The 20,763-nt window shown below is 58.9% G+C and carries 15 protein-coding genes and 2 tRNA genes; 5 read left to right on the plus strand and 12 right to left on the minus strand.

Annotated elements, in window-relative coordinates; genetic code table 11:
• Positions 1–181 precede the first annotated feature (181 nt).
• Positions 182–925 carry a 23S rRNA (guanosine(2251)-2'-O)-methyltransferase RlmB gene (gene rlmB / locus HBH25_RS07005; RefSeq protein ID WP_168082895.1) on the minus strand — a complete coding sequence of 248 codons (744 nt, stop codon included), beginning with the start codon at positions 923–925 and terminating at the stop codon, positions 182–184.
• On the minus strand, positions 922–3,549 hold the full coding sequence (rnr, locus tag HBH25_RS07010; RefSeq protein ID WP_168082897.1) for a ribonuclease R: 2,628 nt from the start codon (positions 3,547–3,549) through the stop codon (positions 922–924). Before rnr ends, rlmB begins: the two co-directional genes overlap by 4 nt.
• Positions 3,550–3,760: 211 nt before the next feature.
• Here rnr and HBH25_RS07015 point away from each other — a divergent pair.
• Together HBH25_RS07015 and HBH25_RS07020 are read left to right on the plus strand one after the other, a co-directional pair.
• Positions 3,761–3,847: transfer RNA gene (locus tag HBH25_RS07015), tRNA-Leu, on the plus strand.
• Between the two features lie 172 nt (positions 3,848–4,019).
• Positions 4,020–4,106 (plus strand) — tRNA-Leu (locus tag HBH25_RS07020).
• A gap of 90 nt (positions 4,107–4,196) precedes the next feature.
• Here HBH25_RS07020 and HBH25_RS07025 read toward each other — a convergent pair.
• Positions 4,197–5,537, minus strand: a complete 1,341-nt coding sequence (locus tag HBH25_RS07025; protein ID WP_168082899.1) for a hypothetical protein — start codon at positions 5,535–5,537, stop codon at positions 4,197–4,199.
• Positions 5,538–5,861: 324 nt separating this feature from the next.
• Here HBH25_RS07025 and HBH25_RS07030 point away from each other — a divergent pair, with 324 nt between their 5' ends.
• The 3 genes from HBH25_RS07030 (at position 5,862) to HBH25_RS07040 (ending at position 9,751) form a co-directional block, all read left to right on the plus strand.
• Positions 5,862–7,001 (plus strand): hypothetical protein, encoded by a 1,140-nt coding sequence (locus HBH25_RS07030; RefSeq protein WP_168082901.1) that lies wholly within the window; start codon positions 5,862–5,864, stop codon positions 6,999–7,001.
• A 216-nt stretch (positions 7,002–7,217) separates the two neighbouring features.
• Positions 7,218–8,177, plus strand: coding sequence for an iron ABC transporter substrate-binding protein (locus HBH25_RS07035; RefSeq protein ID WP_229631853.1), 960 nt, complete (start codon positions 7,218–7,220; stop codon positions 8,175–8,177).
• Positions 8,177–9,751 carry an ABC transporter permease gene (locus HBH25_RS07040; protein ID WP_168082905.1) on the plus strand — a complete coding sequence of 525 codons (1,575 nt, stop codon included), beginning with the start codon at positions 8,177–8,179 and terminating at the stop codon, positions 9,749–9,751. The genes HBH25_RS07035 and HBH25_RS07040 overlap by 1 nt, the downstream gene beginning before the upstream one ends.
• 98 nt (positions 9,752–9,849) lie before the next feature.
• Here HBH25_RS07040 and HBH25_RS07045 read toward each other — a convergent pair whose 3' ends face one another.
• From HBH25_RS07045 to HBH25_RS07085, 9 genes are all read right to left on the minus strand, one after another.
• Positions 9,850–11,142, minus strand: coding sequence for an adenylosuccinate synthase (locus HBH25_RS07045; protein WP_168082907.1), 1,293 nt, complete (start codon positions 11,140–11,142; stop codon positions 9,850–9,852).
• A 52-nt stretch (positions 11,143–11,194) separates the two neighbouring features.
• Positions 11,195–12,382: an ATP phosphoribosyltransferase regulatory subunit gene (locus HBH25_RS07050; RefSeq protein WP_168082909.1), complete on the minus strand. Its 1,188-nt coding sequence runs from the start codon at positions 12,380–12,382 to the stop codon at positions 11,195–11,197.
• A gap of 273 nt (positions 12,383–12,655) precedes the next feature.
• Positions 12,656–13,525 carry a protease modulator HflC gene (gene hflC / locus HBH25_RS07055; protein ID WP_168082911.1) on the minus strand — a complete coding sequence of 290 codons (870 nt, stop codon included), beginning with the start codon at positions 13,523–13,525 and terminating at the stop codon, positions 12,656–12,658.
• Positions 13,525–14,688 carry an FtsH protease activity modulator HflK gene (gene hflK / locus HBH25_RS07060; RefSeq protein WP_168082913.1) on the minus strand — a complete coding sequence of 388 codons (1,164 nt, stop codon included), beginning with the start codon at positions 14,686–14,688 and terminating at the stop codon, positions 13,525–13,527. Before hflK ends, hflC begins: the two co-directional genes overlap by 1 nt.
• A gap of 96 nt (positions 14,689–14,784) precedes the next feature.
• Complete coding sequence (gene hflX / locus HBH25_RS07065; RefSeq protein WP_168082915.1) at positions 14,785–16,086, minus strand: ribosome rescue GTPase HflX; 1,302 nt, start codon at positions 16,084–16,086, stop codon at positions 14,785–14,787.
• 17 nt (positions 16,087–16,103) lie between these two features.
• Complete coding sequence (gene hfq / locus HBH25_RS07070; protein WP_168082917.1) at positions 16,104–16,364, minus strand: RNA chaperone Hfq; 261 nt, start codon at positions 16,362–16,364, stop codon at positions 16,104–16,106.
• Positions 16,365–16,450: 86 nt separating this feature from the next.
• Complete coding sequence (gene miaA / locus HBH25_RS07075) at positions 16,451–17,422, minus strand: tRNA (adenosine(37)-N6)-dimethylallyltransferase MiaA (RefSeq protein WP_168082919.1); 972 nt, start codon at positions 17,420–17,422, stop codon at positions 16,451–16,453.
• Positions 17,422–19,341 carry a DNA mismatch repair endonuclease MutL gene (mutL, locus tag HBH25_RS07080; RefSeq protein WP_168082921.1) on the minus strand — a complete coding sequence of 640 codons (1,920 nt, stop codon included), beginning with the start codon at positions 19,339–19,341 and terminating at the stop codon, positions 17,422–17,424. The genes miaA and mutL overlap by 1 nt, the downstream gene beginning before the upstream one ends.
• Positions 19,338–20,750: an N-acetylmuramoyl-L-alanine amidase gene (locus HBH25_RS07085; RefSeq protein WP_168082923.1), complete on the minus strand. Its 1,413-nt coding sequence runs from the start codon at positions 20,748–20,750 to the stop codon at positions 19,338–19,340. Before HBH25_RS07085 ends, mutL begins: the two co-directional genes overlap by 4 nt.
• Between the last annotated feature and the right edge of the window lie 13 nt (positions 20,751–20,763).

Here is a 20,763-nt window from a genome sequence, read left to right on the forward strand (position 1 = left end):
AGGCAGCGCAAGGAGATTGGCGAATATTTGATCAGCTATAGAGCAGACACAAACCAGGCTGCCCGCTAACGGTATTACAGGCACCTGGCTCTGCCTGCGCTTGGGCGGCAACGCCGCCCTTTCCGTTAATCTTGCCCCGCAGGGCTAGGCAAAGCCTGGGGAACTTACGCAGCTTGCCGCCCTATTTGGGCTTGCGCTGGCGCAGGGCTTCGAACAGGCACACGCCAGTGGCTACCGAAACGTTCAAGCTGCTCACGCTGCCGGCCATGGGCAGTTTTACCAGGTGATCGCAATGCTCGCGGGTAAGCCGGCGCATGCCTTTGCCTTCAGCCCCCATCACCAGCACCAACGGGCCCGTAAGGTCCTGCTGGTAGATCTCCTTCTCGGCTTCGCCAGCGGTGCCTACAATCCATAGCCCACGCTGCTGGAGCTTTTCCAGGCTGCGGGCCAGGTTAGTGACCGCCACCAGAGGCATGGTTTCAGCCGCACCGCAGGCCACTTTGCGCACCACAGGTGTCAGGGTGGCGGCTTTGTCCTTAGGAATGATCACCGCCAATGCTCCAGCAGCGTCTGCGGTACGCAGGCAAGCGCCCAGGTTATGAGGATCGGTCACGCCATCGAGCACCAGCAGCAAAGGCGCACCTTCATGGCGGTCCAGCAGCTCTTCGAGCATGGCTTCGCCCCATACTTGGCTAGGGCTCACATCCGCGACTACACCCTGGTGGACGCCTTCGACCCAAGCATCCAGTTCCCTGCGCTCTGCAGCACCGACAGCAACCCGGTGCTCGCCTGCCAGCTGCAACAACGCCTGGAGGCGAGGCTCACTGCGCCCCTCGGACAGCCAGATCTGCTTGACCCGGCGCGGATGGTGGCGCAACAACGCTTCTACGGCATGCACGCCATAGATCTTTTCCAGCTGACTCATGTGTTTGCCTTGGGCTTGCGCGAGCCGTTTTTCGATGGCCCTTTACGGTGCTTGGAGGGCTTGGTGCTGTCGGTTTTCCCCGAACTGTGCCGAGCATCGCTCATCAGTGCCTGCTTCATTTCACGGCTCTTGCGCACTTCGGCGTTGTTGGCCGTGGCATGGGAAGCACGATAGGCTTCATCGACTGCCGGGTCTTTTCCAGCCTTGCGCTTGCGAGGTTTGCTTAAAGGCGCAGCGGCTTCTTCCTGGGCGGGTTCGGCTTTACGGCTGCGGGCGGCCGGCGCCGGAGATGTGGCCGGCTCCGTCGCATGGGTAGTAGTTTTACGTGACTTGCGCGTGACGCTATCGCCGCCCCTGGTGCTGCCTTTTTCGGCTTGCTTGTCTGCCAGCTCGAAGTCGATCTTGCGCTCATCCAGGTCGACACGCATGACACGCACTTGCACCGTGTCACCCAAGCGGAAACTGCGACCCGTACGCTCACCCGTCAGGCGGTGATGCACTTGGTCATAGTGATAGTAATCACCTGGCAGCGCCGTCACATGCACAAGGCCCTCAACGTAAATGTCGGTCAGGGACACAAACAGACCAAAGCCGGTGGTGGCGGTAATGATGCCGGGGAACACCTCACCCACACGGTCTTTCATAAACTCGCACTTGAGCCAGTTCACCACATCACGGGTGGCTTCGTCGGCACGGCGCTCTGTCATGGAACACTGCTCGCCCAGTTGCTCCAGCGCCCCTTCATCGTAGGGGTAGAGGCGCGCCTTAGGCATCGCAGCGGCACCCGCCCGTACCACATGAGGCGTTTCACGCTTGGAGCGGATCACGCTGCGGATGGCTCGGTGGGTGAGCAGGTCCGGGTAGCGGCGGATGGGAGAAGTGAAATGCGTGTACGCCGGGTAGTTCAAGCCAAAGTGGCCATTGTTGTCCGAGGTATAGACCGCCTGGCTCAAGGAACGCAGCATCACCGTCTGGATCAGCTGGAAATCCGGACGGTCCTTGATATGTTCCAATAATGCCTTGTAGTCCTTCGGGCTGGGCCCCTCCTTACCTTTGTGCAACGACAGGCCCAGTTCACCGAGGAAGGCCTGGAGCTTCTCCAGCCGCTCGGGTGGCGGGCCGTCATGCACACGGTACAGGGCGGGTATCTCATGCTTCATGAGAAATTCGGCCGTGGCCACGTTGGCGGCTAGCATGCACTCTTCGATCAGCTTATGAGCGTCATTGCGGGTAGTCGGCTTGATCTCCGCAATCTTGCGCTCGCTACCGAACACAATGCGTGTTTCCTGGGTTTCGAAATCGATCGCACCCCGTACTTGACGCGCAGCGGACAACACCTGATACAGCGCATAGAGCTGCTTAAGGTGCGGCAATACTTCGCCATACTCGCTGCGCAACGCCTTGGCTTCCGCACTGCGTGCATGCTCAAGCATGGTGCTGACCTTGTTGTAGGTCAGGCGCGCATGGGAATGGATGACCGCCTCGTAGAACTTGTAGTCGACCATCTGCCCACTCTTGGACATGGTCATTTCGCACACCATGGCCAGGCGATCCACGTGCGGGTTCAAGGAACACAGGCCGTTGGACAGCTCTTCAGGCAACATGGGGATAACGCGCTCGGGGAAATACACCGAGTTCCCACGTACCTGGGCCTCTGCATCCAGCGCGGAATCCACCTTCACATAGCTGGATACGTCAGCGATGGCCACGTACAGGCGCCAGCCGCCGGAGAACAGCTTGATCCGCCCTGTGGGCTCGCAGTACACCGCGTCGTCGAAATCGCGGGCGTCTTCACCGTCGATGGTGACGAATGGCAAATGCCGCAGGTCCACACGGTTAAGCTTGTGCTTCTCCTCCACCTCAGGCTTGAGCTTGGCCGCTTCCTTCTCGACAGCCTCTGGCCACACGTTGGGAATGTCGTAGCTACGCAGCGCTACGTCGATTTCCATGCCGGGCGCCATGTAGTTGCCCAGTACTTCGATCACATCGCCCTGAGGCTGGAAGCGTGCAGTCGGCCAATGGGTAATCTTGATTTCCACGAACTGGCCAACCTTCGCACCGCCATTGCGGCCCGGTGTAACCAGGACTTCCTGCTGCACCTTGGGGTTGTCGGCCTGAACGAAGCCAATGCCACCTTCCTCGAAGTACCGGCCCACGATGCTTTCATGGGCACGGCTGACCACTTCAACCAAGGCCCCTTCGCGGCGGCCACGGCGGTCCAGCCCCGACACACGGGCTAAGGCACGGTCGCCGTCGAACACCAGTCGCATTTGTGCAGGGCTGAGGAACAGATCGTCACTGCCGTCATCCGGCACCAAAAACCCGAACCCGTCGCGGTGGCCACTTACCCGGCCGGCGATAAGGTCGAGTTTGTCTACGGGGGCATACGTGCCCCGGCGCGTATAGATAAGCTGGGCGTCGCGCTCCATGGCCCGAAGGCGGCGGCGCAGGGCTTCAATCTGGTCTTCAGTCCCCAGGCCGAACTCCTCCACCAGCTGCTCACGGCTTGCTGGAGAACCACGCTCGGCGAGGTGGTGCAGGATCAGTTCACGGCTGGGAATAGGATTTTCGTATTTTTCCGCTTCACGAGCGGCCTCGGGATCGAGGGACTGCCAATCGGCCATTAGAGAGTGTTCACCTTGTGTGATATGCAAGTTAGTTTGGCATACCCCTGTTAAAACGGGAAATTCCAACGCCGCATCAAGATATCCAGGCCACCGGCGCGACGCAGATTACGATGCCGGTAGGCGGCCGAAATATTTTTGCAGTCAGGGGTTTACACTGCAATATGGCGACCGTATAGTGCGCGCCATCGACGACGCAAGTAGTCGATTTGCCCAGATGGTGAAATTGGTAGACACGCCAGCTTCAGGTGTTGGTGGCCTTACGGCCGTGGAAGTTCGAGTCTTCTTCTGGGCACCATCTTCAAACGCGAGACTACCTGAGTCTCTTGCGTTCCAAAAGCCCGCGAAAGCGGGCTTTTGCATTTCTGCCACTTCTGCATCACCCTCCTCGATTTTTTTCTGGCAGAGGCTTTACAGCGCCAGGGGACCGCCGTATAGTGCGCGCCATCGACGACGCCAGTCTTCGATAAGCCCAGGTGGTGAAATTGGTAGACACGCCAGCTTCAGGTGTTGGTGGCTTTACGGCCGTGGAAGTTCGAGTCTTCTCCTGGGCACCAAATCAAAGCGGTAACGCTGCAAAAGAGCCTGCTCAATAGCAGGCTTTTTTGTGCGCGTTAAGAAAGTAGACGCGCCATACCTGAAGCCACTCACACCTGTGATGCGGTTTCGCCTGCTAGCTTGGCGCTTTGACGGCTGCCCTGCCCTGGCTCACTGATAGGCCGCATTCCAAGCACCTCAACGTTCGACACTGACACTTTGCTTTGCCCAAAAGGCTGAGGCAGTGCGCCGGCTACGAAAGGCACATAAATCATAAAATAGGCCAACCCCACCAGTAACGGCTGCAACCGTGCACTGGTCTGTTCGTCACCCAGAATCTGGGCGTGAAGGGCCAACGCAAGTACCATATTAATGACGTTGAGGGCGCACATGCGTAAAGCGGCAGGCCCTGTAAGCTTATCGAGCAGCGCTTGGGTATCTGGGCATGGCTCATACGTGCTGACAATAGCCAGGGTGCCGCCATCCTGGGTGCCGCAAAGCGCATTGAGGTAGGGCAGCAGCGTATCGTCGCTTACTGCATGCAGCGCCGTTCTAGATGCCATGCTGCTTACCCGCGTGAATAGCGCAGCCAGCGGGTCTGAAATGTTCAGCGTCTGCTCCATGAATCCGCCCAGGTAATCAAGCGCGCCGCCCAGAATGCCATAGCCCAGCCCTGCCGCAGTGGAACATCCCAGATGTAGAGCGTCGACGTTGTCAGGCAATTGCCATAGCAGGTTTAGCGAATCACGTAGCCCGCAATACAGCACCGTCCCGGTTAATACAGGCATCATGGATTCGTGCAGGTCGGCCTGTACCAACCAGGCTGCAAGGCTCAGGCTGGTGATCCCCAGTGCAAAGCGGCCCGCCCTGTTGTGCCAGTTGGCATTGTCATGCCGCTCGGCTCGCAACCAGCCTGCCAGGTTCAATGCCGGGCCTACGAGGCTGCTGATAATCGCCAGCGCACGACCGCTGCTCGGTTCCAGGGTCGCCTGCCTTAGCCCTTCGGCCGCCAGCTCGCGTAGAGCAACAGCGAACAGCGTAATCAGGCCGCTGCGGCGAGCAACAGCAGTGACATTGCTTAAATGCTGCTTGCACGCCTCCATAACGGCCTGTGCGCGATCAGCAGTCGGCACATCGGCATTTGCGTACAAACGAAGATTGTTGTCGATAGCTAAGCATTCGGTGTGCATTTGTATAAAAGAAATGGCGCCTTGTGAAACGTTCGGCTGGTCTGAGAAGTTCTCTATCTGAGTTTGGCAAACGCTTGTCAGTTCTGGAGGGCACTGTTGAATAACCGTATTATTTCCAGAACCGCTAAGGAGCTCATTTGCATTTACTACGATCTCGCCGGGCGCTTCAGATGCGTTTGAACCAACAACCTGCTGCTGATTATTGCTACATACACCCTGTACTTGAGCAATATTAAGCACGCTTACCTGCTCCGCAGGCAAGAGGCGTTGCTTTAACACTCACACCCCAATAACAAGAACCCACCAGCGCACCCATCGGTGCCATAGCAAATATCATTTTCTCAATGCTCCTCAACGGACAGGTTTTTATACGCGTGTGCTCATCGCTGGCTGCTGAAGACAGCATTGATTTCGCACCTCATCAAGCAAATGGTGCCTGCACAATGCACCACATTAGCTACCGTCAAAAAAATTTTAAGAGGGAAATGATTACCTAGGCATTTCTTCCAGCATCAGGCCGCGCCGAGTGCTATAACCATGCCAGGCAGCGGGGTGGGCATTTGATGAAATATGCGGACGATCCGCATGACGCTGCAAAAAATCACCGTACCGCTTTCAACCAAGGATCAAAGCAATGCAAACCCCATCGGACCGAACATGAAAATTCAACCACAGAACCAAATGCCTCATATATGCTCCACACCTAATGAAACGCCTAACCCTTCGACTACCTCGCCCCTTGCCACACTAAAAGCATCATCGAACCGTTCTTCCTTGAGTGGAAAGCCCGAGACCTGCAAGAAACCGCACAAGGAAAAAATTCACATCGGCATTACCATTACGGCCAGGTATACCACTGAAGAAGTTGCACCTCCGCAGTTCATAACTGATGACATAATAAGCGAGCCGCTTGAAGCAACCATAAAGAAATACGGTTTGATAATTTCCACTTATACAAACGGGCTGGACTTTCACACACTCCTTAAAACGGAAGCGCTACCTAAATGGTTACAAACTCAAATCATAGGTGTCCATCATGACAACTACACACCTCTGGAAAAATTCAAAGCATTTGTTAAGGCGAGCCTAGCCAGCCCGCAAACTATCAGCCCAAAGTGGCGCTGGGAAACACTGACCGTATTGCGCCCTTATCGAAAATCCGCATCAACCAAAGCGTTTGAGATCGCTCGCGGAAAACTTTCAGAACAGCATGCAGATATAGATCGCTTCTTCCGAATTTTTGAATTTGAATGCGTGGACTTTTGCGAAACCATTGCTAAGATCAGGGCGCTATCCAAAGGCTACGAGTCGCTACTCTCTGACACCCCGATGGCAAAATCCAAGGCTTTCGAGTGTTTAGCGTCTCCAAATGACAGGAGCATATTAGAAAGCGCCGAACGGTTGTTCAGAGGCTCGACTTCTCGAAGATCAACCAAGGCAATGGTGCGGGAAAATAAAAAAGATCTAAAGACCTTGCCTTGTTCTGACGAAAGACCCCTTCGAAGCACACCTTTTACAGCTGCTAACGACGCGGTAGCACTTAGTAAGGCCTACACTCTGCTCATTGCTGAATTATCAGGCGCAAATGTACCTGAAAACCCGTGTACTGTTACGCTTGAAATGAAAAAATACCTTCAACTCTTGAGCCTGTCAAAGATAGCCCACTGTTTTGATATAAAAATCCGAAAAGAAATGCACCCCCCATTCACATCAGCGCCGGCCTAAATCAAGCTTGTTCATGAGGAGCGCCACTTACTATGCTGAAGCACTTGAAACAGACCTTGGCCCGCCCCTTGGGTCGTCAGAGCCGCGATTCAAATACAGCCGCATACGAGAAGCGATCTCCTTTATACTTGGGTCCATTTTCAACCCTTAAGGAGATACGTTCGGATGTCATTTCGAATTGCCTTTCTGCGCCTATGTGCCTTGCCCCTGTTGGCAATGTCGCTGTTCGCTGGCGCTGCACACGCGGCCGATGCCCCTGCGCTTACTCTGTACAACGGCCAGCACAAGGAACTGGGTGAAGCCATCGCAAAGGCGTTCGAAGCCAGTACCGGCATTCACGTCAACGTGCGCAAAGGGAGCAGCAACCAGCTGGCCAGCCAAATCATGGAGGAAGGCGATCGCTCGCCTGCCGACGTGATCTACAGCGAAGAGTCCCCGCCTCTTAACGCCCTGGGCGAAAAAGGCTTTCTGGCCGTTACCGATAAAAGCACCCTGGACGCTCTACCCGCCGATTATGTGGCCAAAGATGGCACCTGGATCGGCGTAACGGCACGGGTACGCGTGGTGGCCTTCAACCCTAGCCTGGTGGCCGAGAAAGACCTTCCTGCGTCGGTAATGGATTTTGCGCACTCGGACTGGAACGGCAAGATTGGCTTCGTGCCCACCAGCGGCGCGTTCCAGGAACAGGCGGTTGCCGTGCTGCGGCTCAAGGGCGAAGACGCTGCCGAAGAATGGCTCACTGGGCTCAAGGCGTACGGCAAAACCTACGCCAACAACATGGTTGCCATCAAAGCGGTAGAAAACGGCGAAATCGCTGCCGTACTGGTCAACAACTATTATTGGTACGCGCTCAAACGCGAGAAAGGCAACCTCAAGTCGCAGCTGTATTACTTCAAGAACAAGGACCCAGGCGCCCTTGTGAGTATTTCCAGTGCTGCCGTGGTGAAAGCCAGCAAACACCCCAAGGAAGCCCAGCAACTGCTGGCCTGGATGACCAGTGAGGAAGGCCAGCGGGTGATCACGCGCGCTCAGGCTGAGTACCCGCTGCGCAAGGGCATGGTGTCCGACCAGGGCTTGAAGCCTTTCGAGGAGCTGGAAGCACCGGACATTACGCCCGCCGATATCGGCAATGCCGAGGAGGCCCTGGACCTTGAACGCGATGTTGGTCTGAACTGATGACAGCACAGGCACGAAGGCTTCCTGTCGCAACACCGCTACGTAATAGCCGCACCCGGCGCCCTTCTGCCTGGCTTGTTGCGCCTGTGCTGCTACTGGTGGGCCTGAGCCTGCTGCCTTTGGCCTATGTCACCCTTCGCACTGCACAGGCCGGGTGGCACGATATTTCCCGCTTGCTGCTACGCCCCTATGTCTATGGGCTACTGGCCAATACCCTTACGTTATTGGCCGGTGTCACTGTGGCCTGCGCCATCGTGGGCACACTGCTGGCATGGCTGCTGGAACGCACCAACCTAAGGGGCCGACGCATATGGGGCGTATTGCTCTGCCTGCCCTTTGCGGTGCCGTCTTTTGTATCAAGCTTCACGTGGGTATCGCTCAGCTCTGGCTTCGAAGGCTTGGGCGGTGCCATTTTAATCATGAGCCTGTCCAAGTATCCGTTGGTCTTTCTGCCCGTAGCCGCTACGTTGCGCAACCTGGACCACGCCCTTGAGGAGTCGGCCCGGCTGCTGGGTGCCAGCCGCCGCCGGCTGTTCTTCAGCGTTACCCTGCCACTGCTGTGGCCTGCCATCCTGGCTGGGAGCCTATTGATCGCCCTGCACATGCTGGTGGAATTCGGCGCCCTGTCGATCCTCAACGTACGCACCTTTACTACCGCGATTTACCAGCAGTTCGAACTCGAATTCAGCAACGTCAATGCCGCTATGCTTTCGGCCGTACTGCTGATGCTGTGCCTGGCTTTTCTATGGCTGGAGCTCAAGGCACGCGGTCGCGCGCGCCATGTGCGTACAGGGCAAGGGGTAGCACGCCGGGCGCCGCCCCTGCCGCTGCCAGGGTGGGCAATACCACTGGCACAGGGCTTTTGTGTACTGCTGGCGGTACTAGGCAGTGGCGTACCCTTGGTAATGCTGGGGTATTGGCTGGTAGAGGGCAGTTCCGCTGCCTTCCCTGTCATGGCAATCGGCAAGGCGTTACTGTCCTCGCTTGGCTTGTCCCTGGCTGGCGCGGCTGTTTCCTTGATACTGGCGTTACCGGTAGGGTTGCTAGTGGTACGGTATCGTGGCGTGCTTGCCATTTGGGCGGAACGGCTTCCCTACCTTCTACATGCGCTGCCAGGGCTGGTTATCGCGCTGACTCTGGTGTATTTCGCCTTGCACTACGTTCCTGCGCTTTACCAGACCACAGGCCTGCTGGTGCTGGCTTATGCATTGCTCTTTCTACCCCTGGCGCAAGGGCCTGTGCGCACCGCACTTACCAAGGCCGCACCCCAACTGGAAGAGGCTGCGCGAACGCTGGGTGCAAGCGCGTTCAAAGCGTTTTGCAAAGTGACCCTGCCCATCATTTTCCCAGCGCTGGCAGCAGCGTTTGCCTTGGTGTTTCTCGATGCCATGAAGGAGCTCACAGCCACGCTGCTGCTGAGCCCCACCGGAACAACAACCCTGGCCACCGAAGTGTGGGCGCATACCTCGAACATGGAGTTCGCCGCCGCAGCGCCTTTCGCAGCATTGCTGATCCTGGTTTCTGGGTTGCCGGTGTACCTGCTAACGACCCGGATGTACCTGAACCGGCGGTAGCGGGTGGCCATGGGTGTTTTCAGCAAGGCCCGTGCCGAATACCAGGCCAGAAACACAAAAGGCCCCTTCAGGGGCCCTTTGCTTTACCTACCAATGGCTTACGCGAACGGGTGGCGTAGCACGATGGTTTCGTTGCGGTCCGGCCCTGTCGAAATAATGTCGATTGGCGCACCGACCAACTCCTCGACACGCTTGATATAAGCGCGGGCGTTGGCAGGCAGCTCTTCCAGGCTTTTGGCGCCCAGGGTGGACTCGGTCCAGCCGGGTACGTCTTCGTATACAGGCTGCAGGCCGATGTAGCTGTCTGCATCTGTAGGCGCATCGATTACCGCACCGGCTTCGTTTTTATAGCCCACGCAAATCCGGATGGTTTCCAAGCCATCGAGCACGTCCAGCTTGGTCAGGCACAAGCCGGAAATGCTATTGATTTCGATGGCACGACGCAGGATGACAGCGTCGAACCAGCCACAACGGCGAGCACGGCCCGTGGTGGCGCCAAACTCATGCCCACGCTTGGCCAGGAATGCGCCTACGTCGTCGAACAGCTCGGTAGGGAATGGGCCAGACCCTACACGGGTGGTGTAGGCTTTGGTGATACCCAGGATGTAGTCCAGGTACATCGGCCCAAAGCCCGAACCGGTGGCAATGCCTCCAGCGGTGGTGTTGGAGCTGGTTACGTAGGGGTAGGTGCCGTGGTCGATGTCCAGCAACGACCCCTGTGCGCCTTCGAACATGATGTCTTTGTTGTCTTTACGCAGCGCATGCAGCTCAGCAGTCACGTCCTGCATCATCGGCTGCAGCAGTTCGGCATAGCCCATGCACTCGTCCAGGGTTTTCTGGAAGTCGATGGCAGGCTCTTTGTAGTAGTTGACCAACACAAAGTTGTGATAGTCCAGCAACTCGCCCAGCTTGGCGGCGAAACGCTCGCGATGGTAGAGGTCACCGATGCGTAGGCCTCGGCGCGCCACTTTGTCTTCGTACGCAGGGCCAATGCCACGGCCGGTGGTGCCGATCTTGTGTTCGCCACGGGCCTTTTCACGCGCTTGGTCCAGTGCCACGTGGTACGACAGGATCAGCGGGCATGAAGGGCTGATACGCAGGCGCTCGCGCACAGGAACGCCTTTCTCTTCCAGCTTGATGATTTCACGCAGGAGTGCATCCGGCGCGACCACCACACCGTTGCCGATCAGGCACTGCACGCCTTCGCGAAGGATGCCGGATGGAATCAGGTGCAATACCGTTTTTTCACCGTCGATCACCAACGTGTGACCAGCATTGTGGCCACCTTGGTAACGAACGACTGCGGCAGCATGTTCTGTGAGCAGATCAACGATCTTGCCTTTGCCCTCATCACCCCATTGGGTGCCCAGGACGACGACATTCTTACCCATAACACTTGTCCTCATTGGCGCAAACTTGGTGCCGACCTCGGCCGGCGTGAACTCAGGAAACCAGCGGTGCTACCTGCCACCTACCGCCCTGCAGAATGAGTTGGCGATCGCACCCGGCCTCGCGTGCCGCTGCGCCCGCCTGGCCCGGCAATGCCTGAACCACGCGCTGGCCTTCACCGCGCAAGCGGCAGGCCACCTGCCAGAGCGCGGTATCTGGGCTGTCAGGCATCCAGATACCGCCTTCGGGCAGCTGGACTTCGGCGCGCCCCAAGGTAACCAGGCTTTTAAGGTCGGTGGAAAACCCTGTAGCCGGGCGCGCCCGGCCAAAGTCGGCGCCGAAATCGTCATAGCGCCCGCCTTGGGCAAAGGATTGCCCTACTCCAGGCACGAATGCGGCGAATACCACACCGGTGTGGTAGTGATAGCCACGAAGCTCGCCCAGGTCAAAGTACAACGGCAGCCCAGGGAAGCGCGCCGCCAGCCGCTCGGCCAGCTCGAACAGCTCATCCAGTGCCGCCAGGACGGGCGCTGGCGCACCGCCAAGGATCTCGCGCGCCTGCCCCAGTACCGAACGATCGCCCGACAGGTTGACCAACGCACGCAACATGCGAGCAGGGCCGGCAGCTACCTGAGCCGTCAGCTCGAAGACTTCGTCGGTGGCCTTGCGCTGGAGGGCGTCGAACAACCGCTGCTCCGTATCGCCGGACAGGCCTGCCGCCCGTGCAAGGCCCCGGTAGATACCCACATGCCCCAGGTCCATGTGTACATCCGGCACTTGCCACAACTCAAGCGTGGCCAACATCAGGCTGATGACTTCCAGGTCGCTGCCGGTGCTGGCATCGCCATACAGTTCTGCGCCTAGCTGGATCGGGCTGCGAGAGGTGGACAGCGCACGCGGGTTGGCGTGCAGCACGCTACCGGCATAGCACAGGCGGCTAGGGCCTTCCCTGCGCAGGGAGTGAGCATCGATGCGTGCAACCTGCGGGGTGATGTCTGCACGAAAGCCCATCTGCCGCCCAGACAATGGATCGACCACCTTGAAGGTGCGAAGGTCCAGGTCCTGCGAAGCGCCGACCAGCAGCGATTCCAGGTACTCGATATGCGGCGTTACTACGAACTCGTAACCCCAGCTCTGGAACAGATCCAGTACCTGGCGCCGCGCCACTTCAATCCGTGCGGCCTCAGGTGGCAGTACTTCCTCGATACCATCCGGCAAAAGCCAGCGGTCTACCGTTGCCATTACCCCTTCCCCTTCGTTCCGGGCGGAGGGCCATATCGGCCCGTCCTTGAGTGAAGCAGATACTGCCGCGCAGGCGCGAAAACCATAGCGCTTGCCGCGCCACGGGGCAGTGTCCTCGAAAAACTGCTGGGCCTGACACGGCCCATGACCGTGCAGACGCAAAAAAGCCGGGAATTTCCCGGCTGCCGCATCATACACAGGTTTGGCTGGGGGATCACCCCGCCAGCCGTACAACCTGCCGGGCGGGGCTCATTCCTGCAACACTTGCCCTGTTTACGGCTTTGCCCGCTCCATGAAGCGGAAGAAGTCGCTGCTCGGGTCCAGCACTAGCACGTCGTCCTTGCCAGAGAAGCCCTGCTTGTAGGCTTGCAGGCTGCGATAGAACGCATAGAAGTCAGGATCCTGCGTGTAGGCTTTGGCATAGATGGCTGCCGCCTGAGCATCACCGTCGCCTCGGGTTTCCTCGGACTCACGATAGGCCTCGGCCAGCAATACGCGCCGTTGGCGGTCTGCATCGGCACGGATACCCTCGGCCAGTTCATTACCCTTGGCGCGATGCTCGCGAGCCTCGCGTTCCCGCTCGGTACTCATGCGCTCGAACACGCTACGGTTCACTTCCTTGGGTAGGTCGATGGTTTTGACCCTGACATCTACCACCTCGATACCCAACTCCTGGTCGGCCATGCGATTGAGCGATGCCGTGATGTCAGCCATCAGGGCGTCGCGCTCACCGGAGACCACCTCATGAAGCGTGCGCTTGCCGAACTGGTCCCGCAGGCCTGATTCCAGGCGACGCGAAAGGCGCTCATCGGCTGTAGCCTTCAAGCCAGCGGTCGCTGTGTAGAAGCGATCTGCGTCCTTGACACGCCATTTGGCGTAGGCATCGACCATTACAGCTTTTTTCTCAAGCGTGAGGAAACGCTGGGTAGGCGCGTCCAAGGTCATCAGGCGGGCGTCGAAGCGACGTACCTGGTTCATGTAAGGGATTTTCATGTGCAGGCCTGGCTGCACATCAGCCTCTACCACACGGCCGAACCGCAGCAGTACGGCACGCTCGGTTTGGGACACGATGTAGAAACTGTTCCATAGCGCTACCACGGCAACCACACCGACGATAAGCGCGATTACGGATCTATTGCCCATCAGCGGCTCTCCCTGGTACGCAATTCTCGCTGCTGCTGTTGCAGGTCCCCGGCGCTACGGCCGGCTGAATCCGAAGGCGGGTTCACGGAAGGCTGCGCAGGTGTGGAGGTGCGGCCTTTATCCATCAGCTTGTCCAGCGGCAGGTAAAGCATGTTGTTCTGGCCTTTGCCTGATACCAGTACCTTGCTGGTATTGCTGTAGACCTCCTGCATGGTTTCCAGATAGAGGCGTTCACGGGTGACATCAGGTGCCTTGCGATACTCGCCCAACAGCTTGCTGAACCGATCGGCCTCACCCTTGGCGCGAGAAACGACTTCGTCTCGGTAGCCATTGGCGTCTTCGATGATGCGCTGGGCCTGGCCACGGGCTTCCGGCACAACGCCATTGGCATAGGTTTCAGCCTGGTTGCGCGCACGTTGTTCGTCCTCACGGGCACGAATAACGTCGTCGAACGCTTCCTGAACCTCACGGGGGGCGGCTGCGCTTTGCACGTTCACCTGGGTAACACTGATACCGGTACGGTAGGTGTCCATGAAGCGCTGCAGGCGGTCCTTGATTTCACCGGCCATCTGTACACGACCTTCAGTCAGCACCTGATCCATGGCCGTTGAGCCCACTACATGGCGCAAGGCGCTGTCGGTCGCATGCTGGAGGCTGACTTCAGGTTGGTCGACGTTGAGCACGAAGTCACGCAGGTTCACGATCTTGTACTGAACCGTCAGGGGTACTTCAACGATGTTCTCGTCTTCGGTGAGCATCTGGCCCTGCTTGCTATAGGCGCGCTCACGGGTGACGTTCTCGAGGTACTTGCGATCGAAGGGCGGGAAGTAGATGTTCAGGCCTGGCCCTACGGTTTCATGGTATTTGCCGAACCGAAGAATGACGGCCTGCTCCTGCTCATCCACCACGTAGACCGCGCTGTATAGCCAGATAGCCGCCAGGACGGCCAGGCCGATGCCTAACAGGCCGAGGCCACCGCCTTTTGAACCTGAAGGCTCGCTGCCTCGACGCTTGCCGCCACCGAAGAGCCCATTGAGGCTTTCCTGCAGCTTGCGAAAGGCCTCGTCCAGATCTGGTGGCCCCTTGCGATCGCCGCCGCCTTTGCGGCCGCCCCAAGGGTCCTGGTTGTTCGAATTGCCACCACCCGGCTCATTCCAAGCCATAGCGCTCTCCATCAGATAAAGCTAAGACGCACCCGCGGCGCGTCGGCCAATGCTACAGAATGCAAGCCTTCCCCACCAAACCTGTGCGGTAAGCTTTTATTGCAAAGTGTGTTCCCGAAGGAAATCCGGCGGCTGCAACCCTTCCCGGCTGACAAGGCGATTAAGCTCTCCCCGCGGCAGGCGAATGTCCAGCAAGCTCGCACCACTTTCGTCGTGGGCTTCGCTTTGCACAGCGTGGGCAGCAAAAAACTGTGCACGTAACCTACCTAATGCCTGTGGCAGCCGTAAGGTACCGATGAACATATCTTCGCCCAGCAACTCCGAAATGGCCTGGCCTACCAGTTCCAGACCGCTGCCGTCGCGTGCCGATACCCACACGCGTTGCGGCTTGCCGTCCTCCCCGCGCTGTATATGAGGTTCTACCGCTTCCAGCAGGTCGATCTTGTTGTACACCTCCAGAATCGGAAGGCCTTGGGCGCCAATTTCCGTCAGAACGGCCATCACTTGTTCTATCTGGGCCATACGCTCCGGTTCGTGGGCGTCTATCACATGCAGCAACAGATCGGAACTGGCGGACTCTTCGAGCGTGGCGCGGAATGCCTCGACCAGTTTGTGAGGCAGGTGACGAATAAAGCCTACGGTATCGGCCAGTACTACCGGGCCTATGTCTGCCAGTTCCAGGCGACGCAGGGTTGGGTCCAGCGTGGCGAACAGCTGGTCCGCCGCATAAACGTCCGATTCGGTAATGGCATTGAACAGGGTAGACTTGCCGGCGTTGGTATAGCCCACCAATGAAACTGAAGGGATATCTGCCCGCTTGCGCCCGCGCCGCGCTTGCTCGCGCTGGCTGCGTACTTTTTCCAGGCGGGCCTTGATCTGGCGCAACCGTACCCGTAGCAGGCGACGGTCGGTTTCAAGCTGGGTTTCACCAGGGCCACGCAGGCCGATCCCGCCTTTCTGGCGCTCAAGGTGTGTCCACCCACGTACCAACCGCGTGCTCATGTGTTCAAGCTGAGCCAGTTCGACCTGCAGTTTGCCTTCATGGGTACGCGCGCGTTGGGCGAAGATGTCGAGAATAAGGCCTGTGCGATCCAGCACGCGGCACTCGAACGCACGTTCGAGGTTGCGCTCCTGACTGGGGGTCAGGGTGTGATTGAAAATGACCAGGTCTGCTTCGCCGGTTTTCACCTGCTCACGCAACTCATCGACCTTGCCAGTGCCAATCAGGTATTTAGCCGTCGGCTGGTGCCGCGAAACGCTTACGAAAGCAACCGTTTCTGCACCGGCCGAGGCTGCCAGCTCCTGAAACTCCTGCGGGTCTTCACGCGCCTCAGGGGCTTGTCCATCCAGATGAACGAGAATGGCCCGTTCACCACCACCGTGGCGCTCAAAGAACAAAGGAGTCTCCTGTCAGGTCAGGCGTTGCCGGGCTCGGCATCAGCGTGTTCGGTGTCACCGGCGCTAGGCAGGCGAATGGGGCGAACAGGTACTACGGTAGAAATGGCATGCTTGTACACCATCTGGCTGACGGTGTTTTTGAGCAGGATCACGAACTGGTCGAACGACTCAATAGTGCCTTGCAGCTTGATACCATTTACGAGGTAGATCGAAACCCCCACTTTTTCTTTACGCAATGTGTTCAAGTAAGGGTCTTGTAGCGAATGCCCTTTTGACATGTGCCGCACTCCTTTAAGGATCAATAAATAGACTTCAAAAATAGTTGCTGACCGGCTTTTCCCAAGGATAGACGGCAATGCGTGGCTCAGCCCAATATGGAGATCGAGCCAAGGTATTTCAAGGACTGCGTCAGATTGTCGCAAGCAAGGCTGTCGAGCCAGTGCAGGTCTTTCCAGCCGCGCAGCCAGGTGAACTGCCGCTTGGCCAGCTGGCGCGTGGCAATGATGCCGCGCGCTTTCATGTCAACGGCCGTTAGCTTGCCGTCCAGATGATCCCACACTTGCCGATACCCAACTGCCCTGATCGAAGGCAAACCTGCGTGCAGGTCTTCTCTGCTCCACAACGCTCTGACCTCGTCAATGAAACCCTGTTCCAACATTGAGTCGAACCGCTGGGCAATGCGCGTATGCAGCAGCGACCGATCGGTTGGCGCAATGGCCAGACAGGCGACAGTATAGGGGAACACAGCCGACGCCGATGCGCCTGTTGCACCATTTTCAGCCATTTGCCGAGTATGTAGCTCGGTCATGCTGACGCCGCTGGCGCGATACACTTCCAGCGCCCGGATAATCCGCTGTGGGTCATTGGGGTGGATGCGCGCGGCTGACACCGGATCTACACGCTCAAGCTCTGCATGCAGCTGCTTTAGGCCCTCGGCTGCCAACTGGGCTTCCAGTACCTGGCGAATGGCCGGATCGTTGCCTGGCATGTCTGCCAAGCCTTCGAGCAGCGCCTTGAAATACAGCATGGTGCCGCCCACCAGCAGCGGAATACGCCCCCGTGCAGTGGTTTGGGCCATGGCCTGCAAGGCATCACGGCGAAACTCAGCGGCAGAGTAGCTCTGGGCAGGGTCCAGAATGTCCACCAGTTGGTGCGGAAACTCCGCCAGCAAGGCTTTGGAGGGCTTGGCTGTACCGATGTCCATGCCCTTGTAAACGAGGGCCGAGTCTACGCTGATCAGGTCGCAAGGCAGCACCCTGGCCAGCTCAAGGGCAAGGTCGGTCTTGCCGGAAGCCGTGGGCCCCATCAGAAAGATGGCAGGTGGCAAAGGTGTCATCAGCGGCCCCGCAGGAACAGTTTGTCGAGCTCGTCTACGCCCAATTGGGTCCAGGTCGGCCGGCCATGGTTGCATTGGCCGCTGCGCTCGGTGACCTCCATGTCCCGAAGCAGCGCGTTCATTTCCGGCACAGCCAGGCGGCGGTTGGCCCGCACTGCACCGTGGCAGGCCATGGTACCGAGCAGTTCATTAATATGCGCCTGGATACGGTCACTGGTGCCGTACTCCATCAGGTCGGCCAATACATCGGCCACCAGGCGGTTGGCTTCGGCCTGTTTCAGTAGGGCTGGAATCTGCCGGATCGCCAGGGTTTCCGGCCCCAGACGCTGCAGCTCGAAACCCAGCCGCGAGAACCAGGCCACATGCTCTTCAGCACAATCCGCTTCACGCTGGCTCAGCGCCAGGGACTCGGGCACCAGCAACGGCTGGCCACTAAGCCCCTCTGTGGCCATGGCGACCTTCAGGCGTTCGTACATGATGCGTTCATGGGCCGCGTGCATGTCCACCAGCACCAGGCCATGGGCATTTTCGGCCAGGATATAGATGCCTTTCAGCTGAGCCAGCGCAAAGCCCAAGGGTGGTATTTCGCCCTGTTGCTCTGGTAGAGGTGAAGGGGATGGAGCAGCCTCGCTTTGCGCCAAGGGTGCGAAGAAGGCACGGTACACCCCCCCTGCTTCAGCCAATGGAATCGCTGGTGGCCGGCGCTCGGCGTTGCCGCTGTAGCCCCCGGAGCTGCCACCGCCGCCATGGCCATAGGTGGCCTGGGGCTGGAAGGGTGTCGATTGGGCCGGGCGGGCCGCCAACGTCATTTCACCTTGGGGGCCAAACTCTCCGGCTTCAGCCCCGGTGGGGCGAGCCTCGGTTGGCGTACCTGCCGGTGCGGCAGCCAGCTGGTCTTCAGGCCGCACTTCAGCCAAGGCACGGTGCAGGGTGCCGTAGAGGAAATCGTGCACCATGCGGCCATCACGGAACCGTACTTCGTGCTTGGTAGGGTGAACGTTCACGTCCACCACGGCTGGGTCTACCTCAAGAAACAGCACGAACGTAGGGTGGCGACCGTTGAACAGGACATCGCGGTAGGCCTGGCGAACCGCATGTGCAACCAGCTTGTCGCGCACTACCCGGCCGTTCACAAAGAAATACTGCATGTCAGCCTGGCTGCGTGAGAATGTGGGCAGGCCTACCCAACCCCACAGCCGCACGCCGCTGCGCTCCACGTCGATGGGCATGGCCTGCTCCAGAAAACCAGGCCCGCAGATAGCCCCTACGCGCCGTGCTCGCATGGCTTCGTCAGGCGCCTCGTGTAGGCTAAGCACACTCTTGCCGTTGTGCCGCAGGTGGAAGGCCACATCAAAACGCGCCAGGGCCAGGCGGCGAATCACTTCCTGCAGGTGATCGAATTCGGTTTTTTCGCTCTTGAGAAACTTGCGCCGGGCAGGCGTGTTGAAAAACAGGTCCCGCACTTCCACCGAAGTGCCCACCGGATGGGCCGCCGGTTGAACCCGGGGTTCCATGTCCCGGCCTTCGGTTTCCACCTGCCAGGCCTGCTCAGCATCGACCGTACGGGACGTAAGCACCAAACGGGCAACCGAGCTGATGGAAGCCAGGGCTTCACCGCGAAAGCCCAGGCTCATGACGCGCTCCAGGTCTTCAAGGTCCCGGATCTTGCTGGTGGCATGGCGGGCCAGTGCCAGCGGCAGGTCATCAGAGGCAATACCGGAACCGTCATCGCGTACTTTCAACAGCTTCACGCCGCCCTGCTCTACCTCGATATCGATACGGCGTGCACCGGAGTCCAGGCTGTTTTCCAGCAGCTCCTTGATTACCGATGCCGGGCGCTCCACCACCTCACCCGCAGCAATCTGGTTGGCCAGCCTGGGGCTCAGCAGCTCGATGCGTGATGTAAGAACGGTAGTCATGGCTGGGACGCTACAGGGGCAGAAGGAATGGTCAGCAGTTGCCCGATTTTCAAGGCATCGCTTTTCAGGTCATTGGCACTGCGCAGGGCACTTACCGACACCTGATAGCGCGTGGCAAGCATAGGCAGCGTCTCGCCACTGCGGACGGTGTGCTCACTGGCCTGCCGGGCCAATTTGCCGGAATCCCTGAGCCAGGCGATGTAAGTGCCAGGCGGCGGATTCTGCTCGAAGAACTGCTTCACACCTGCCCGAATGGAACGTGCCAACGCCTGCTGATGCGCGGCAGAGCGCAGCTTGCTGGATTCACCCGAGTTCGAGATGAAGCCTGTTTCCACAAGAATCGAAGGGATGTCCGGGGACTTGAGCACCATGAAGGCGGCCTGCTCGACTCGGTTCTTGTGCAGGGTCGTCACCCGGCCGATATTGCTCAGCACCTTCTGCCCTACGTTAAGGCTGGAGCTGAGCGATGCGGTCATGGATAGGTCCAGCAGCACACCGGCCAGCATGCGGTCCTTGTCGTCCAGGCTCACATTGCCGGCGCCTCCGATCAGGTCGGAACGGTTTTCACTGTCCGCCAGCCAGCGGGCCGTTTCCGACGTTGCGCCCCGCTCGGACAAGGCAAATACCGACGCACCGTAGGCCGCCGAGGACGGGGCCGCGTCGGCGTGAATCGAGACGAACAGGTCAGCGCCTTTCTTGCGGGCGATTTCGGTACGGCCCCGCAGAGGAATGAAGTAGTCCCCGGTACGGGTAAGTTCTGCCCGGAAGCCTTTTTCCTGGTTGATCTGGCGCTGCAGCTCCTTGGCGATGGCCAGCACTACGTCTTTCTCATGCTCACCCCGCGAACCGGACGCGCCGGGGTCTTCGCCACCGTGGCCGGCGTCGATGGCAATGATGATGTCACGCTTGCCATTGGGTACCGGCGCCAGCTTGATCTCGGGCTTGGCTGGGCTAACGGGCACGGCTGGCGTAGTGGCCAGCGTAGGTGGCGGCGCCTCTGGCTCGGCATCGGCCGGGGTGTCATACAGGTCCACTACCAGGCGGTTGCCATACTGGGCGTTTGGCGCCAGGGTGAAGCTTTTAGGCGTGAGCGGTTTTTTCAGGTCGATCACTACCCGCAGATCGGTCGGCGTACGCTGCGCGGAGCGTACATCTCCAATAGGCGTATTAGCCGTGGAGACCTTCAACGGCGCGCCCAAGGTCGCACCATTGATGTCAATCACCAGGCGATCTGGGGCCGTCAGCGTGAACACGCTGTGCTCCACAGGGCCGGACAGGTCGAACACCAGGCGGGTGTTATCGGGAGCTCGCCACAGTCGCATGCTTTTGACTTGTGTGACGGCCATGGCGTCGACCGCGAATACCGTAAGCCAGAGTCCCACGACGGCGATCAGCGCGCGAATGCGCATATGTTCCCTACCC

This window comes from Pseudomonas quercus (genome assembly GCF_012033695.1).
Lineage (GTDB): Bacteria > Pseudomonadota > Gammaproteobacteria > Pseudomonadales > Pseudomonadaceae > Aquipseudomonas > Aquipseudomonas quercus.